Origin of the sequence: Amycolatopsis sp. (genome assembly GCF_035546795.1) — a bacterium.
GTDB lineage: Bacteria > Actinomycetota > Actinomycetes > Mycobacteriales > Pseudonocardiaceae > Amycolatopsis_E.
On sequence record NZ_DASZWC010000040.1, the window covers coordinates 84,113 to 99,730 of the forward strand.

Sequence of the window (15,618 nt, forward strand, 5' to 3'; positions counted from 1 at the left end):
ACAAGTGCCGTCCTTTGTAGACGAGCCGCGCGGCTTGGCGAGAATCCGCGTGAAGGTGGCGATCTCGCCGCTTCCGGCGTGCGGCCGACGACCCTAGCCTGACGGAAGCGCAGTCACGCCAAGGGAAAGAGCCGCCACAGTCATGCTCTACGTCATGCCAGTCGTCATCGCGATCTGTTACGCCGCACTGATGTCACTCGTCCGCGAGCCGCACCGGCGGAAGGTCAACGCGGTCGTCGTCGCCGGGGCCGGTGGCGCCTACTTCAGCTCCGGTTCCTTCGGCGCGTGGGAGATCCCGTTCTCCGTGCTAGCGCTGTACGTCGCTTACCGTGGGCTGGAGTCCTGGAAGTGGATCGGTGCCGGCTGGCTCCTGCACGCCGCCTGGGACGTCGTGCACCACCTCAAGGGCAGCCCGATCCTCCCGTTCGCCCACGACTCTTCGCTGGGCTGCGCGATCTGTGACCCGGTGATCGCCATGTGGTGCCTCGGGGGCGGCCGGACGCCGCGCGAACTCGTCCGCGGTCTCCGGACGACAGCCCGGAGCCAGGCCGCCCGAGTGCTTCGCTAAGCGAGACCGTCCTGCTGTCCATAGTGGACCGAAAGCGCCGCCACTTCGCCGTAGTACACGGCGAAGCCGCGGCTCTCGCACAGTTCTCGCGCTTCTCGCAGGTGAATGACGGCGGCCTCGTCGTCACCCAGCTCGCGATACGCACGAGCCAGGCCCAGCAACGCGCGCGCCTCGAGCGTGCGGAACTCGTGCTTCCGCGTCAGTTCCAGCGCCGCGAGCCCATGCCGGACAGCGGCCCCGGCATCCCCGGCGTCCAGCTCGACCCAGCACATCCCGGTCAGCGTCTCGGCCACGTCCCACGGCGCCTCGACGCGGTGGGCGACCGCCAGCGCCTCCCGCTGCCGCTCCCGGGCGCTCTCGACCAGCCCGAGCGCGCTTTCCGCGCGGCCCAAGGCATTCAGGGCGCGCACCTCGGCCTCCCGGTGCTCGCCGCTGCGCGCCAGATTCATGGCTGTCCGCGCCAGCTCCCGCGCTCGCTCGTGATCCCCTTGATCGCCACGCGCGAGGCTCGCCCCGGCGAGCGCGAAGGCCTGCCCGAACGGGCTGCCCAATTCGCTGTGCACGTCCCTGGCCCGCAGGAACGCCGCTTCCGCATCGGCCGGTTTTCCCTGTGCCAGCAACACGAGCCCGACCGAGACGAGCAGAATCCCTTCGGACGAAGGCAGGTTCATCCGCCGGCCCAGCTCCAGGGCCCGGTCCAGGCTTTCCCTCGCCTCCAGCAGCTGCCCCGCCTGCCAGTAGACGTACCCGAGATTACCCAAGACCGTCAGCTCCCCGGCCTGGAACCCGCGCGCGTGGTGGATCTCGCCGGCCTGCCGGAGGTAGCCCGTGGCCTCCGTGAGCCGCCCGACGCGCCGCACCGCGATGCCGAGCGCGGCCAGCGTCGCCGCCTCCGCCTCCCGCCAGCCGTCCGCCCGGTGGGCCCGCACGGCCCTGGTCAGTGCCTCGATGGCCCGGTCCATTTCGCCGTGGATGACCAGCGCGTTCGCCACGCTGTACTGGACCAGGGCCGCCAGCCTGACCTCGCCACGCCGCCGCGCGGCCGCCACGATGTCGCCCGCGATCTCCATCCACGCGGTCCAGGTTCCGTAGCCGTGCCCCATGATGCGGACGTTGTCGACGAAATACCAGGCCAGCGGGAACGGGCCGGAGGCCACCGCCTGCCGGAGCGCCGCGAAGATGTTCACCTGCTCCGTCTCGACCCACGCCGAGATCGACTTCGCGTCGGCGAAGACGTTCCCGTACGAGGTCACCACCTCGCTTTCGCGCGGCAGGCGCAGCGACGAGGCCAGCGGCGCCACGGCGGAATCGGTCGTGGCCACGTAGAACTCCACCAGCCGGCGCCACGGTTCCGTCTGCTCCGCGCTGTCTTCCGCCCGCGACTTCCCCAACGCGTACTCGCGCACCAGGTCGTGGAAGCGGTACCGGCGCGGGGCGTGCTGCTCCAGCAGATGCGCCGCGGTCAGCATGTTGAGCCTGCGCGAGATCACGTCCACCGGCAGGCCGGTGACCGCGGCCGCAACGGCGGGCCCGAAATCCGCCCCGGGAATGACCGCAAGCAGCCGGAAAGCCTCCCGCAGCTCCGGGGAAAGCGCGTGATAGGAGGCGTCGAAGGCACGGATGACCGTGCTGTCCTCCGCGCCGTCCAGCGTGAGCGCGTGCAGCCTGTCGCCCGAGGAGAGTTCCGCGACCAGATCGGTGATCCGCGGCTGCGGCGCGGAGCGCACGTTCGCCGCCGCGATCTGCAAAGCGAGCGGCAGGTGCCCGCACAACGACGCCAGCGCTGCGGCCGCGTCGGCCTCCGCCGCCACCTGCGCCTCGCCCAGCGCGCCGCGCAGCAACGCCGCCGCGTCCTCGTCCGGCAGGACGTCCAGCTGCACGCACCGCGCCCCGGTGCGCACGACCAGCTCGTTGAGCCGGTGCCTGCTGGTGACCAGCACCGTGCCCGACGGCGGCAGCACCTCCAGCACCTGTGCGGCGTCGCTGACGTTGTCCAGCAACAAAAGCACGTTCTTGTCCGACAGCAGCGACCGGTACCGGCCCGCCTTCGCGTCCGGACCCGAAGAGGCCCGCTGTGGTTCGCCCAGCGAACCCAGCAGCTGTTCGAGCGCGAGCGCCGGGGTCACCGGGGCGCGGTCCGCGTCGAAGCCCCGCATGTTCACGTACAGCTGGCCGTCGGGGAACCGCGCGCGCACCCGGCGTGCCCAGTGCACCGCGAGCGCGGACTTGCCCACCCCGGCCACGCCGTGCAGAAGCCACACCTGCACGCCCGTCGCCCGCTGGCCCTCCAGCGCTTCGTCCAGCTCCGCGAGCTCGGCGGCGCGACCGGCGAAACCGTTGGTGCCATAGGGAAGTTCGGCGGGCCGCACGGGCCGCGCCGGCTCGTCGCCCCCGCGCATCCGCAGATACAGCTCGCGCAGCCCCGAGCCCGGCTCGATGCCCTGTTCCTCGTCCAGGCGCCGCCGGAACTCCTCATACCCGGCCAGCGCCTCCGCGGGCCGGCCGGCCTGCCGGAGTGCCCGCATCAGCTGGGCACGGAGGCTTTCACGGAACGGGTAGGCCTCGCAGGCGGCGCGCAGTTCGCCGATCACCTCGGCCCGTTCCAGGCTCAGCTCCGCCTCGAAGAGCTGTTCCATCGCCGCGACGCGCTGCTCGTCGAGCGCCGGCACGAACCGGCCGCGCAGCTCGTCGTTCGCCCCGCCCAGCGGCTCGCCCTGCCACCACGACAGCGCCTCACGAAGCCGGTCCGCGCCGGCCCGCGCCTCGCCCGCGGCGATCTCCCTGCCCGCCAGCTCCACCGCCTCGCCGAACTCGGCGAGGTCCACCGCGCCGGCCTCGATCAGGTAACCGGGACTGCGGCGGACGATCGCCTCCCGGCCCAGCGTCTTGCGCAGCTCCGAGACGCGGACCTGCAACTGCCCGCGCGCGCTCACCGGCGGGGAGTCCGGCCACAGCAGGTCGATCAGCTGCTGGTCGGGCACCACGGCGCCGGGGCGCAGCAGCAGCGCGGCCAGCAGGGTCAGCTGCCCGCGCCCGCCGAGGGCGATCGGCTCGCCGTCCCGGAACGCCGCCACCGGCCCCAGCAACCGGTAGCGCACCGCGATTGGCTCGAACGACATGGTGTTCCTGCTCGGCTCGGGACCCGGCCGCCGGTTCGGCGGGCGCTTGATTGTAGCCAACTCAGGGTGCCGGATCGGTTCGGCGAGACCGGCGCCGGTTCAGTCCGAAATGGACACTAAGGCCAATTCAGCTCACTGCGGTCGATACGATCCGCCACCCGGTTCAGCCAGGCCACGTCGTGGCGGAGGCGGGAGGCCAGGAAATGCCCCTCGATCATGTGCAGCTCCGCCACGCCGGAACGCCGGAGCACCTCGCTGGTCGCCCGCAGGTCTTCCTTCAGCTTCCCCGCGCGTTCCCGCAGCAGGACGGCGGCGTGCTCGCGCGGGAGGACGCCGAGGTAGGCCAGCGCGATCGCGAACTTGGGGTCGGCGTTCGGATCGGCCTCCAGTAGGTGCGCTTCGACCCGGCGCGCCAGCTCGGCGAGACCGGCCTTGGTGAGCGTGACCGTTTCGTCCAGTTCGACGAGCCCTCGCCGCTCCAGCGTGCCCACGAGCGTATAGACGGTCGAGGTCTTCACCCGGAGAAAGGCATACCGGTCGCGCAGCTCGGCGAACAGCGCGTACTGGTGACGCGGGCTTTCCGCGAGCAGGCCGAGCATCGGCAGGACCAGCGGGTTGTCCATGGCGTTCTGCGGCACCGGGCCATGGTAGCGCGAAGTGTTCGTATACGAGTACGGTCCGCGGGCAAATGTTCGTATACGAATAGGAGAGCAGCATGGTCACCTTCGGTGTCTGGCCCGGTGTCGTCGACCGCGATCTCGTCCGGCTGGAGACTTTCATCGACGTGCCGCCCGAGGACGCCGCCCGCACCACCACCGCATTGCGGGAGCTGGCGGGCGCGGCCGAGCGGTTCTACGTCCGGTCCTATCGCGGTTACGACATCGACGGGCTCGCCCGCCCGGCGACACCGGTGAGCTTGGCGCCGTACGTCGGCGAGGGCCGGGTCGCGGATCTCGTCGCCGGTTACAGCAGCTCCGAAGCCGATCCCGATGGATATGCGCGCTGGGCCGCCGCATGCGTACGCGAAGTCGCCGAGCTGGGCGGCGGCAAGGTCCAGGTCTGCGAAGAACTCAACGTCGGCCTGCCCCTGGACGGCGGCAGGCCCGGTTGTTTCGACGCGTTCGCGGCCGGGCTCGTCGCGGCGCTGGACGAGCGCGACCGGCTGGGCGCCGACGTGCTCGTGGGGTTCAACGCCGCCGTCACCATGCCCGGCGATCCGTTCTGGTCCACCGTGCGCGCGCACGCCCACGAGGAGACACTCGCCCGCATCGATTTCGTCGGGCTCGACTTCTTCCCGGACGTCTTCCGGCCCGTGCCCGCCGAAGGGCTCCGGGACGCGGTCCGGTTCGTGCTGCGCACGTTCCGGGAGTCGGCGACCGGGATCGGCATCCCCGCGCGCGTTCCCTTGCACGTCACCGAAACCGGCTGGCCGACCGGCCCCGAACACAGCGAGGAACGACAGGCGCAGGTGCTCGGCGAAGTGGCCGGTGCCGTGCTGGAGCTGGCAGCGGAACTGAACGTGGACACCTACGAACTGTTCGGGCTGCGCGACGGGAACAGCAGCGGGCCCCGGATGAACCGGTTCGGCCTGCTGCACGACGACTACACCGCCAAGCCCGCGTTCGACGTGGTGCGGCGGCTGATCGCCACGCACAGTCCACTCGCGACAGTCAGCCGTCCATCCACGCCAGCGGATCTTCGATGAGCCGGGCGATCACGGTGCCCGCGGCGCCGCGCAGGGCGGCGTCCGGGTCGAGTTTGGCCTGCCGCACCGTGAGCCCGGGGCCGGTCCGGTCCAGCACGCGCTTCCGAAACGGCTCGCCAAGGCTGCCCAGCCACCCGCCAAGGACGATCGTCTCCGGCGCCAGCAGGGCACGCACCGGGAGCAGCGCCTCGGCCAGCGCGTCCGCCGCCCTGTCGAGCGCGCGCAACGCCGCCTCGTCCCCCTGCCGGACCCGGGCGGCGAGCGGATCCTCGTCGCCGAGCAGCCGCGAGGGCCCCGGGCCGTCGAGCCCGGCTGCGGCGGCTATCGCGGCGCGCCCGGCGTAGCGGTCCAGGCAGCCGTGCCCACCACACGGGCACGGCTCGCCACGCCGCCGCACCCGCACGTGCCCGAGATCCCCGGCCAGCGGCACGGCCGGGTCGAGCGCCGCGAGGCCGATCACCTCCTCGCCGCCGAGGTACAGCCAATCCTGCGCGGCACCGGCCTGGTACTCGGCCAGCGCGGCGCACGCCACCTCCCCGGCCGCGAACACCTCCACGCCGAACAGATCGACCGCGCGCAGTTCGGCGCTCACCAGCGCCCGCAGGTCGACCTCCCGCCAGCCCAGCGCGGGTGCCCACGTCAGCATCGGTTCCCGGCCGCCGCGCACCACGCCGCCGACGGTGACCCCCACCCCGGCGATCAGCCGGCCGGCCGCGGTCGCGTCCTCGAAAAGCCGCCGCAGCACCGGGCGGGCCGCACGCGTGGCGGCTTCCGGTTCCAGGCCCGTGACCTCCGTCCGGCGCACGCGGCGGGCGACCGGCCGCCCGGACAGGTCCACGACCACGCCCGCGATGTGGTCCGCCGCGAACTGCAGCCCGACCGCCACCGGCCCGTACGGGTCGAGCACCAGCCGCCCGGCCGGGCGGCCCGGCCCGTTCCCCTGCCCCGGCCCGAGATCTCGCACCAGCTCCGCCGCGATCAGGTCGTTGACCAGCGAAGACACCGTGGCCTTCGTCAGCCCGCAGCGCCGCGCCAGCTCGACCCGGGACACCGGGGCGGAGCGCGCGATCAGCCGCATCAGCAACGCGACGTTGTGCCGGTGCGTCGAGGCGGGCCCGGCACCGGCGGCAGTCGTGCTCACAATTGGTAAGTTTACTGAATTTACGAATTCTGGCGAGAGCGAGGCAGGCCCGGGTAGACAGGTGCCGATCACCGAAAGGCGGACACCATGGCAGAAGTCAGCTACCGGCAGGCCACCCGGCTCTACCCCGGCTCCCCGCCGGTGCGCGCGGTGGACAGTCTCGATCTGGACATCGCCGACGGCGAGTTCCTGGTCCTGGTCGGCCCGTCCGGCTCGGGCAAGTCGACGGCGCTGCGGATGCTGGCCGGGCTGGAGGACGTGGACGAGGGCTCGATCGAGATCGGCGGCCGCGACGTCACCAACACCCCGCCGAAGGACCGCGACATCGCGATGGTGTTCCAGTCCTACGCGCTGTACCCGCATATGACGGTCGCGGAGAACATGGGTTTCGCGCTCAAGCTCAAGCGCATCGCCAAGTCCGAGATCAGCCGCCGCGTGCGGGAAGCGGCGGCGATGCTCGACCTGACCCCATACCTCGACCGCAAGCCCAAGGCGCTCTCCGGCGGGCAGCGGCAGCGCGTCGCGATGGGCCGCGCGATCGTGCGTGAACCCGCGGTGTTCCTGATGGACGAGCCGCTGTCGAACCTGGACGCCAAGCTGCGCGTGGAGACCCGCGCCAACATCGCCGCCCTGCAGAAGCGCCTCGCCACCACCACCATCTACGTGACCCACGACCAGGTCGAGGCCATGACGATGGGGCACCGGGTGGCCGTGCTCAAGGACGGCGAGCTCCAGCAGTGCGACACCCCGCGCAACCTTTACGAGCGGCCGAAAAACGCCTTCGTCGCCGGGTTCATCGGCTCCCCGGCGATGAACCTCAAGACCGTGCGGCTGTCGCCGGAGGGCGCGCAGCTCGACGGGCTCACCGTGGCACTCCCCCGCGCGACGATGACGGCGGCTCAAGACGCCGGCGTGGACACCGTCATCCTGGGCCTGCGTCCCGAGTCACTGCGCCTGGCGGCCGCGGGCGAGCCTGCCGCGAAGCTGACCGTGGAGCTGGTCGAAGAGCTCGGCGCCGACGCGTACGTGCACGGCTCGATCCGCGTCAACGGCCAGGACGAACGCTTCGTGGTGCGCGGCGACGCCCGACGCCCGCCGCGCCTCGGCGAGACGGTCGAGGTGGCGATCGCCGAAGGCGACGAGGTGCACGCCTTCCACCCCGAAACCGGGGAAAGGCTCTAGTTCCGGCCGCCCCGGCCGTCGCTCACCGCGGCGGCCGGGGCGCGCTTTCGGTTCACGTCGGCGACGGTGCGGAAGCCCAGGTTTCCACTGGAGGAGTCCGGCGTGTTCGCCGTGCGGGCGGCCACCCGGTAGCGGTTGCAGTAGGAGTCGTGGCACAGGTACGAGCCGCCGCGCATGGCGCGGTGCGTCCCGGTCTCGTCGAACCAGTCCGCACACCACTCCCACACGTTGCCGGCGACGTTGTACAGCCCGAAACCGTTGGGCTGGAACGCATCCACCGGCGCGGTGCCGAGGTGGCCGCCCTCCTCGGTATTGTGCACCGGGAACCGGCCCTGCCAGATGTTGCACCGGTGCTCCCCGCCCGGCATGAGCTCGTCGCCCCAGGGGAAGCGGGCCTGGTCCAGCCCGCCGCGCGCGGCGTACTCCCATTCCGCTTCGGTCGGCAGCCGGGAACCCGCCCAGGCGCAGTACGCCAGTGCGTCGTTCCACGACACGTGCACCACCGGGTGCTCCGCCCGTTCGTCCACCGAGGAACCGGGCCCCTCCGGCGCGGCCCAGTAGGCCCCGGAAACCCCGCACCACCACGGCGCCTGCTCCGGCCGCGGTGAATCCTTGCGCAGCGGCCCCGGTACGAACCTGGCGAACACGAAGGTCCAGCCGAACCGCTCGGCCTCGGTGCGATATCCGGTCGCCTCCACGAACTCCGCGAACCGCGCGTTCGTGACCGCGTACGGGTCGATCGCGAACGGGCCGACGGTCACCGCGCGCACCGGGCCCTCGCGGTCGTCGGGGAACCCGTCCGCGTCCTCGGTGCCCATCCGGAACGTCCCGCCAGGCAGCACTATCCTGCCCGCGGTGCCGGTCGCCGGGCCGGACACCGCGGCCACCGTGGACTCCCCGCCGGAGCGGGAGGGCGGACAGCAACTGGACACGATCACCCCTCCTTCACCTGCACAGTAGCCGCACCGCGCGCGGTGTCCGGCGGCCCGGTCCGGCACACTCCGACCGTCCATCCATTTTGGACAGTGCCCGTGCCGTCTCACCCGATCGTGTGATCCCGGCCGCAATGTCTCGACGAAACGGATAATTCGGGCACGATGGTGGGCAACAAGCACCGCGCAAGAGTCCGTGAACGACTGACGACATCCGGGGGTGCCGTGGCCGGGCGTTCCAAGGCCGCCGTCGTGCTGCTCGCCCTCATGTTCGCCGTCCTGCTCGCGCACACCATCCCGGCCGGCGGGGCCGAAGCCCAGCTCGCGGCGCCGGTCACCAGCACCGATTCCGAAGGTCGTGGCCCCGCCGGTCACGACCCGTCCGCGCCGGACATCAGGGTGCGGCCCAGCACCCCCGAGCGTGCGGATTCCGCCCCTGTGCCACCCCGCCCGGCGCGATGGGCGCCGCCACCGGAGAAGCCGCCCGCATTCGAGGCCGCGGCGGTCTCGGCCGCGCCGGCGCTCGAACTCCTCTGCGTGCATCGCTGCTGAGCACAAGTCCCGCACCGCGCCCCTTTTCGCACTCTCCACAAAGGACTTGTCTTGGCTGCCGAACACCTCATCGATGCTGCCCGCACGTTCCGCTCCCGCATCACGGACGCCGACTACGCGCCCCTCGCCGAAGGCCAGCGGCCCGCGATGCTGTTCATCAGCTGCTCCGACTCGCGCGTGATGCCCGCGCGGCTCACCGACGCCCGCCCCGGCCAGCTGTTCGAGCTGCGCACAGCGGGCGCGATCGTGCCGCGCTACCCCGGCGGCAACGCCTGCGGAGTCAGCGCCACCATCGAGTTCGCCCTGACCCAGCTGGGGATCCGGCACATCGTCGTGTGCGGGCATTCGCACTGCGGCGCGGTGGCCGGGCTGCTCTCGGCCGGCGGGGGCACCGGGCCCGCGCTGTCCCGCTGGCTGCGGCAACCACATCTGTCGCGCGTGCGGGACACCGGGGACGACCGTTCGCTGCGCGGTGCCGTCGAGGACCACGTGGCCAACCAGCTGTCCGCTTTGGACAGTCACCCGCGGGTCCGTGACCTGGCCGCATCCGGCGAATTGACCGTCGACGGCTGGTACTACGAGGTGCACACCGGCGCGGTCACGACGTTCGACCCGGCCACCCGCTCCTTCCGGCCGCTCTGAGCGGCCGGCCTGCTCCCCGTGCCGGCAGTGCCGCCGCGCGCCAACGACATCGAGGAGTCCTCATGCCCATCACCTTGCCCCGCAAGGAAAAACTCAGCCAGTCCCTGCGCCCCGACCTGACCGCGTCGGTGGTGGTGTTCCTGGTCGCCCTGCCGCTGTGCGTCGGGGTCGCGGTCGCCTCCGGCGTGCCGGCCGAGCTCGGCATCGTCACCGGCATCGTCGGCGGGCTGGTCACCGGGCTGTTGCCCGGCAGCAGTCTCCAGGTCAGCGGGCCGGCCGCGGGTCTGACCGTGATCACGCTCGATCTCGTCCAGCGGCACGGGCTCGCCGGGCTCGGCGCGGTGGTGCTCGGCGCCGGGCTGCTGCAGATCCTGTTCGGCGTGCTGCGCGTCGGCCGCTGGTTCCAGGCGATCTCCAGCGGGGTCGTGCAGGGAATGCTGGCCGGGATCGGCGCGGTGCTGATCCTCGGCCAGCTCTACGCCGCCCTGGACCGCTCGGCCCCTGGTGGCGCGCTGGCGAACCTGACCGGTCTGCCGTCCCTGTTCAGCGGTGCTTCGGCGGCAGCCGGTGGCATCGCGCTGCTGACCGTGCTCGTGATCGCGCTGTGGCCGCGGGTTCCCGTGGTGTCGAAGTTCGTCCCCGCGCCGTTGGCGGCCGTGCTCGCCGCCGTCCTGGTGACGGTGATGCTCGGCCTGCCGGCCGCCCGGCTCGAGGTCGGTTCGCTGGCCGACGTGATCCAGCCGCCCGGTTCGGCGCAGCTGACCGGGCTGGTGGACGGCACGTTGATCGGCAGCGTCCTGGTGTTCGCGCTGATCGCGTCGGCGGAAAGCCTCTTCAGCGCGGCCGCGGTGGACCGGATGCACACCGGCCCTCGCACGAAGTACGACAGCGAACTGATCGCGCAGGGCGTGGGCAACACCGTATGCGGGGCGCTGGGCGCGCTGCCGATGACCGCGGTGATCGTGCGCAGTTCGGCGAACGTCCAGGCAGGCGCGCGCACGCGGCTTTCCCGTGTACTGCACGGAGTTTGGCTGCTCGTGTTCGTGGTGGCCGTGCCGCAGGTGCTCAACGTGGTCCCGGTCGCGGCGCTCGCCGCGCTGCTGTTGCACGCGGGCTGGAAACTGGTGTCACCGGCGAAGGTCGCGCAGGTGTGGCGGACGCATCGGGGCGAGGCCGTCGTGCTGCTCGTGACGGCGGCGGCGATCGTGGCCACCACGCTGTTCGAGGGCGTGCTGATCGGGGTGGTCGCGGCACTGGTCAAGACCGCGTGGGAGCTGTCGCATCTGCAGGTCCTGGTGACCACCGGCGACGGTGCCACGCGGCTGCGGCTGGCCGGGCACGCCACGTTCCTGCGGGTGCCCCGGCTCAACCGGGCGCTGGAGGACCTCCCGCCGCACGGCGAGGCGGTGATCGACTGTGGCGCGCTCGGCCACTACGACCACGCCTGCCAGGAAGCCGTGCGGGAATGGATTCAGCGCCAGCGCGCGCACGGCCGCACCATCACCGTCATCCCCCCGGCCACGAGCTAGGCGGCCACCCGCGCCGGCGTGTCGGCCGGAGCCGGCCGGTCACTCCACTCGGTCCGCTCCGGCGCGGCACGGCGGCTTCGCCTGCGCCGCAAGACAAATCCGACGAGGCCGGTGAGCGCGCACAGGCACGTGGCCGCGGCCAGCGCCGGCAGCGGGCCGGGCGCCAGCGCGCCGCCGGTGTAGCCGATCGTCACGTAAGTGCCCGTCCACGCCGCCTCCGCGACGAACGCAGCGCCAAGGCAACGGCGGCCGGAAAACCGGCTCAGCCCCGCGGCGGCCGCTCCCGTCGCCCGCCCGCCGGGGACGAACCGGAGCGCGATGAGCACGGCCGGGCCGTGCCGCCCGAGCCGGCCGGCGGCGCTCTCCGCGACCCGCCGGAACCGGCCGCCCCCGCCCCGGCCGGTCCGGCGCCACAACCACCTGGCGGCCAGGTAGACGGCGGCATCACCGGCGAGCGTGCCGACGAGCACGGCGCCCGCCACGCCCGGCAGCACCATCCGCCCCTGTGCCGCGAGCGCCCCGCAGGCCGCGACGATCGCCGCGTTGGGCACCATCGGCGCGGCCGTGACCAGCACGAGGAACAGGTAAAGCCAGAGCGGGACCGCGCCGCCGGTGGACAACAGCTGGTGGACGTCCACTGGCGTTCCCCCTTGCTTGTGGATCTTCCGGCTTCAGACTGCCGGGTCAGGAGCGCCCGCGACATCCGGATAACCCCCGTGTCCGGGCCGGGTGCTCCCCCGGCTGTTCCTTCAACCGGTGGACGCCGTTCGGACACGGGGGTCTGGCCGTCGAGCAACCGGACGAGCTTCGCGGTACCGGTCGACCACGCCGACCTCTTTGTGGCCCAGCGCAGGGAAATGCTCGGCGACGAGCCGCCCGCCTTCGTAGTCGTCCCAGGTCACCGCGGGTCGTGCCGGGCGCCTGGCTTCGGCAGCGTCCAGTGTGGACAGTGTTTCAGCCCAGGAACAACGGAATTCTCCCCGCGGAAGCACCCAGTTCGGCCCGCTCGGTTCCGGCCGGGGCCCGTCGCCCGGTGGCGATCAGCAGCGCGTCCGTGTCGGACCACGAAGCCGGGAACGTCGTCCCGGCGATCGTCTCCAGCATTTCGCGGACCCGGGCGAGGCATTCGGCCGGCGGCCCGGGCGCGTCCGGGAGGCAGGCGATCAGGTCGAGGTGGTGCAGGGTCCACTCGAGCACGTACGCGGAGAGGTAGCCGCCCGCGGTCAGCACCATGTCCTGGGTGCGGACCCACCGGCCGCGGTCGGCCAGCCCGGCCGCGCGCCCGGCGGCCGAGCCGACATCGTCCAGGTGGAACTCGAGCAGCCCAGGCTGTTCGTACGCGGCGGCCAGCCGCACGATCAGCGCGTCGAGCGGGTCGTCCCCGGTCGGGGGTGTATCGGAGACCTGCCAGTAGGTCACGGCATCGTGGGTGGGCTCGGCGTCGGCGGGGGTGACGAGGGTGATCAGGACGTCCTGCGCGTCGATGACCAGGTGGCACACCAGGTCCCGGACCAGCCAGCCCGCACACCCGGACGGCCGCGCGAAGTCCTCGTCCCGGAGCCCGGCGACGGCGGCACGTAATGCGGTCCACGAGCGCGCGAAGAGATCCACCGCCGGAAAATACCAGCTAAGCAGGCAAACCCCGGTCTTCGACCACCCGTTTCATGACCAGCGTCGAGTTCAACCGCCGCACCCCGGGCAGGGCCGACAGCACATCGTCCTCGAGCCGCTGATAAGCCGCCAGATCAGCGGTCAGTATCCGCATCAGATAGTCGGGATCACCGAAAAGCCGTTGCGCCTGAACGACTTCCGGCACGTCCGCCACCGCCGCCTCGAACGCCAGCAGCGTCTCGCGATCTTCCTGGCGCATCGTCACGAACACCAGCGCCTCGAACGTCAGCCCGAGTGCCCCGGCGTCCACCACCGCGCGGTAGCCGCGGATCGTGCCGTCGCGCTCCAGCTCCCGCAGCCTGCGGTGACACGGCGAAACGCTGAGCCCGACGCGCGCGGCCAGCTCCGTCACCGTGAGCCTGCCGTCCTGCTGTAGCGCAGCAAGGATCTTCCGGTCCAGGGCATCCATGCGAAATATTCTTCCACTATCGCGTTCAACAGTGGTGAAACTTGGCAACACTTCCGGCGGTCTCCCTCATAGTCTCCCTGCCAGAGGGAGGTGAGGGCCGATGGCCACCGGGTCGATACCGGCATTCTGGGTGGTGGCGCTGCTGCTCATCGCGGTGCCCGGCGCAGACTGGGCGTTCACGGTCAGCGCGGGCCTGCGCGGGCGTTCGGTGCTGCCCGCGGTCGGCGGCCTGATGCTGGGGTACACTGCGATCAGCGCGGTGGTCGCCGCCGGGGTCGGTGCAGCACTCGCCCGGACCCCCGCGATCCTCACTGGACTGACACTCGCCGGTGGCGTATACCTGCTGTGGCACGGCGGATGGACAGCCGCACGACCGTCCACACCGGACACTCCCGGCGCACAGTCCGGGACGGGCGGACGGATCCTGCTACGCGGGTTCGGGGTCAGCACACTGAACGTCAAGGGTCTGCTCGTCTTCCTGGCCCTGCTCCCCCAGTTCACCGACCCGCGCGCGAACTGGCCCGTCGCGGCACAGCTCGGCGTGCTGGGGCTGGTGTTCGTGCTGACCTGTGGCGCGTTCTACTGGCTGCTGGGCACTTTCGCCCGTGGCATCCTGCGGTCCCGGCCGGTCGCCGCCCGCGCCGTCAGCCGCGTCTCGGGCATGGCGATGGTGGTGATCGGGCTTCTCGTGATCGTGGCACGTCTGGCACAGTCGACCCGGTGAGCACCGGAGGAACGACGACGAAACCGATCCTGGTCACCGGCGGCACCGGCACGCTCGGCCGGGCGCTGGTGCCGCGGCTGCGCGAAGCGGGGCACGACGTGCGGGTGCTCAGCCGCCGCCCCGGCACGGGCTACACCGGCGACCTGCTCACCGGCTCGGGGCTGGCCGCGGCGCTCGACGGCGCCGAGGTTGTCGTGCACTGCGCCACCACGCTGGGCAAGAGGGATCTCCCGGCCACCCGCCGCCTGCTCGACGCGGCCGCCGGGACCACCCATTTCCTGTACGTGTCGGTCGTCGGCATCGACGACTTCCCGCTGCCCTACTACCGGACGAAAAAGGCCGTGGAGGAACTGGTCGCCGCGTCCGGGCTGCCTTACACGATCCAGCGCGCAACCCAGTTCCACGAGCTGGTGGCCACCCTGTTCTCGGGCCAGCGGTGGCTGCCCGCGCTCTTCGTGCCGGCCGGGGTGCGGGTGCAGCCGGTGTCCACGGCCGACGTGGCCGAACGGCTCGCCGAACTCGTCGCCGGAAACCCGGCGGGCCGCGCGCCCGATCTCGGCGGGCCGGAGGTACGGCCGGTCGCCGGGCTGGCCCGAAGCTACCTGTCGGCGACCGGGCGCCGCCGCCCGATCGTGCCGGTTCGCTTGCCCGGCAAGGCTTTCCGCGCCTACCAGGCAGGCAGGCACCTCGCACCGGGGCACGCGGACGGCCGGGTCACGTTCGAAGACTTCCTGATGGAGCGGGGCTAGCCTGCGAACTCGTTGCCTGCGCGCGGGATTGTGGTTCCGCACCGCGCTGGAACTCGTCCTCGGTACGTGGATTCCGCGTTCCCATCGGGGTTTTCGCGCTGAGCGCTCATTCCGGCCACCCTGCTTTCCTGACTACGGAGCCGCGAGGACCACGCAGAGCGCGGCGACGGCAGCACCCTGCAGGACAGCGCGGAGGTTGATCACGCTGTCCCAGCGGCGCTGCAACGCGCGCGCGTTCTCCGGGACGCGGTCCTCCATCGCGGCAGCGGTGAGCCGGCGGTTGATGGGCGCGTTGACGGTGAAGTAGATGGCCAGCCACACCAGCAGGATCACCGCCGCCGCCCCTGCCGCGATGGTGGCGGCCCATCTCTGACCGAACGCGCTCGCCACGGCGGTCAGCACCGTCGCGACGACGCTGAGGATGCCGGGGAGCGGGAAGCGGCGGTCACCGTAGTAGTGGGTGAGGCCGGTGATCTTCACCAGCATCCGCTCGTCCACGCGCTCCAGCGCCGGGCGCATGACCAATGCGCCCAGCGCGTCGGTGCCGTAGATGATCCCGGCGCTGAGCACCGCGACGATGGCCAGTACCTGGCTGACGAGGTTCATGGTTCTCCCTTTCGGTTCGGTGCCCCGAGCCTAATACTATCGACGCTTGATTGTCTAGCATTGCTATATTCGACGCCTGGGCCGAGCCA

16 protein-coding genes are annotated in these 15,618 nt (G+C 71.8%); 8 read left to right on the top strand and 8 right to left on the bottom strand.

Annotated elements, in window-relative coordinates; genetic code table 11:
• Positions 1–154 precede the first annotated feature (154 nt).
• Positions 155–568, top strand: a complete 414-nt coding sequence (locus VHD82_RS23510; RefSeq protein WP_414637568.1) for a DUF6010 family protein — start codon at positions 155–157, stop codon at positions 566–568.
• Here VHD82_RS23510 and VHD82_RS23515 read toward each other — a convergent pair.
• Entirely contained in the window at positions 565–3,687 is a 3,123-nt protein-coding gene (locus tag VHD82_RS23515; protein WP_325707807.1) for an AfsR/SARP family transcriptional regulator, read from the bottom strand. The genes VHD82_RS23510 and VHD82_RS23515 overlap by 4 nt on opposite strands.
• Before the next feature lie 116 nt (positions 3,688–3,803).
• The gene (locus VHD82_RS23520; RefSeq protein WP_325707810.1) at positions 3,804–4,325 is read right to left on the bottom strand and encodes a PadR family transcriptional regulator; all 522 of its coding nucleotides are present in this window, start codon (positions 4,323–4,325) and stop codon (positions 3,804–3,806) included.
• Positions 4,326–4,402: 77 nt separating this feature from the next.
• On the opposite strand from VHD82_RS23520, the gene VHD82_RS23525 reads away from it, so the two are divergent.
• Positions 4,403–5,392 (top strand): hypothetical protein, encoded by a 990-nt coding sequence (locus tag VHD82_RS23525; protein ID WP_325707813.1) that lies wholly within the window; start codon positions 4,403–4,405, stop codon positions 5,390–5,392.
• On the opposite strand, the gene VHD82_RS23530 is transcribed toward VHD82_RS23525, so the two are convergent.
• The gene (locus VHD82_RS23530; RefSeq protein ID WP_325707816.1) at positions 5,358–6,533 is read right to left on the bottom strand and encodes an ROK family transcriptional regulator; all 1,176 of its coding nucleotides are present in this window, start codon (positions 6,531–6,533) and stop codon (positions 5,358–5,360) included. The genes VHD82_RS23525 and VHD82_RS23530 overlap by 35 nt on opposite strands.
• Before the next feature lie 87 nt (positions 6,534–6,620).
• On the opposite strand from VHD82_RS23530, the gene VHD82_RS23535 reads away from it, so the two are divergent.
• Complete coding sequence (locus VHD82_RS23535; protein WP_325707819.1) at positions 6,621–7,715, top strand: sn-glycerol-3-phosphate ABC transporter ATP-binding protein UgpC; 1,095 nt, start codon at positions 6,621–6,623, stop codon at positions 7,713–7,715.
• On the opposite strand, the gene VHD82_RS23540 is transcribed toward VHD82_RS23535, so the two are convergent.
• Positions 7,712–8,647: a formylglycine-generating enzyme family protein gene (locus VHD82_RS23540; protein ID WP_325707974.1), complete on the bottom strand. Its 936-nt coding sequence runs from the start codon at positions 8,645–8,647 to the stop codon at positions 7,712–7,714. The genes VHD82_RS23535 and VHD82_RS23540 overlap by 4 nt on opposite strands.
• 225 nt (positions 8,648–8,872) lie before the next feature.
• Here VHD82_RS23540 and VHD82_RS23545 point away from each other — a divergent pair, with 225 nt between their 5' ends.
• The 3 genes from VHD82_RS23545 (at position 8,873) to VHD82_RS23555 (ending at position 11,370) form a co-directional block, all read left to right on the top strand.
• Positions 8,873–9,199 carry a hypothetical protein gene (locus VHD82_RS23545; protein WP_325707822.1) on the top strand — a complete coding sequence of 109 codons (327 nt, stop codon included), beginning with the start codon at positions 8,873–8,875 and terminating at the stop codon, positions 9,197–9,199.
• A 51-nt stretch (positions 9,200–9,250) separates the two neighbouring features.
• Positions 9,251–9,841 carry a carbonic anhydrase gene (locus tag VHD82_RS23550; protein WP_325707825.1) on the top strand — a complete coding sequence of 197 codons (591 nt, stop codon included), beginning with the start codon at positions 9,251–9,253 and terminating at the stop codon, positions 9,839–9,841.
• Positions 9,842–9,903: 62 nt separating this feature from the next.
• Positions 9,904–11,370, top strand: coding sequence for a SulP family inorganic anion transporter (locus VHD82_RS23555; protein ID WP_325707828.1), 1,467 nt, complete (start codon positions 9,904–9,906; stop codon positions 11,368–11,370).
• Here the strand turns inward: VHD82_RS23555 and VHD82_RS23560 are convergent.
• The 3 genes from VHD82_RS23560 to VHD82_RS23570 all read right to left on the bottom strand — a co-directional run bounded on the left by VHD82_RS23560 (position 11,367) and on the right by VHD82_RS23570 (position 13,450).
• The gene (locus VHD82_RS23560; RefSeq protein ID WP_325707831.1) at positions 11,367–12,008 is read right to left on the bottom strand and encodes a DedA family protein; all 642 of its coding nucleotides are present in this window, start codon (positions 12,006–12,008) and stop codon (positions 11,367–11,369) included. The two genes, VHD82_RS23555 and VHD82_RS23560, sit on opposite strands and share 4 nt — an antisense overlap.
• Positions 12,009–12,324: 316 nt before the next feature.
• Positions 12,325–12,981, bottom strand: coding sequence for a maleylpyruvate isomerase N-terminal domain-containing protein (locus tag VHD82_RS23565; protein WP_325707834.1), 657 nt, complete (start codon positions 12,979–12,981; stop codon positions 12,325–12,327).
• 16 nt (positions 12,982–12,997) lie between these two features.
• Positions 12,998–13,450, bottom strand: coding sequence for an Lrp/AsnC family transcriptional regulator (locus VHD82_RS23570; protein ID WP_325707837.1), 453 nt, complete (start codon positions 13,448–13,450; stop codon positions 12,998–13,000).
• Between the two features lie 100 nt (positions 13,451–13,550).
• Between VHD82_RS23570 and VHD82_RS23575 the strand changes: the two genes are divergently transcribed.
• Together VHD82_RS23575 and VHD82_RS23580 are read left to right on the top strand one after the other, a co-directional pair.
• Complete coding sequence (locus VHD82_RS23575; protein ID WP_325707840.1) at positions 13,551–14,174, top strand: LysE family translocator; 624 nt, start codon at positions 13,551–13,553, stop codon at positions 14,172–14,174.
• The gene (locus VHD82_RS23580; protein WP_325707843.1) at positions 14,171–14,923 is read left to right on the top strand and encodes an SDR family oxidoreductase; all 753 of its coding nucleotides are present in this window, start codon (positions 14,171–14,173) and stop codon (positions 14,921–14,923) included. Before VHD82_RS23575 ends, VHD82_RS23580 begins: the two co-directional genes overlap by 4 nt.
• 132 nt (positions 14,924–15,055) lie before the next feature.
• Here VHD82_RS23580 and VHD82_RS23585 read toward each other — a convergent pair whose 3' ends face one another.
• The gene (locus VHD82_RS23585; protein WP_325707846.1) at positions 15,056–15,529 is read right to left on the bottom strand and encodes a DUF1772 domain-containing protein; all 474 of its coding nucleotides are present in this window, start codon (positions 15,527–15,529) and stop codon (positions 15,056–15,058) included.
• Positions 15,530–15,618 lie beyond the last annotated feature (89 nt).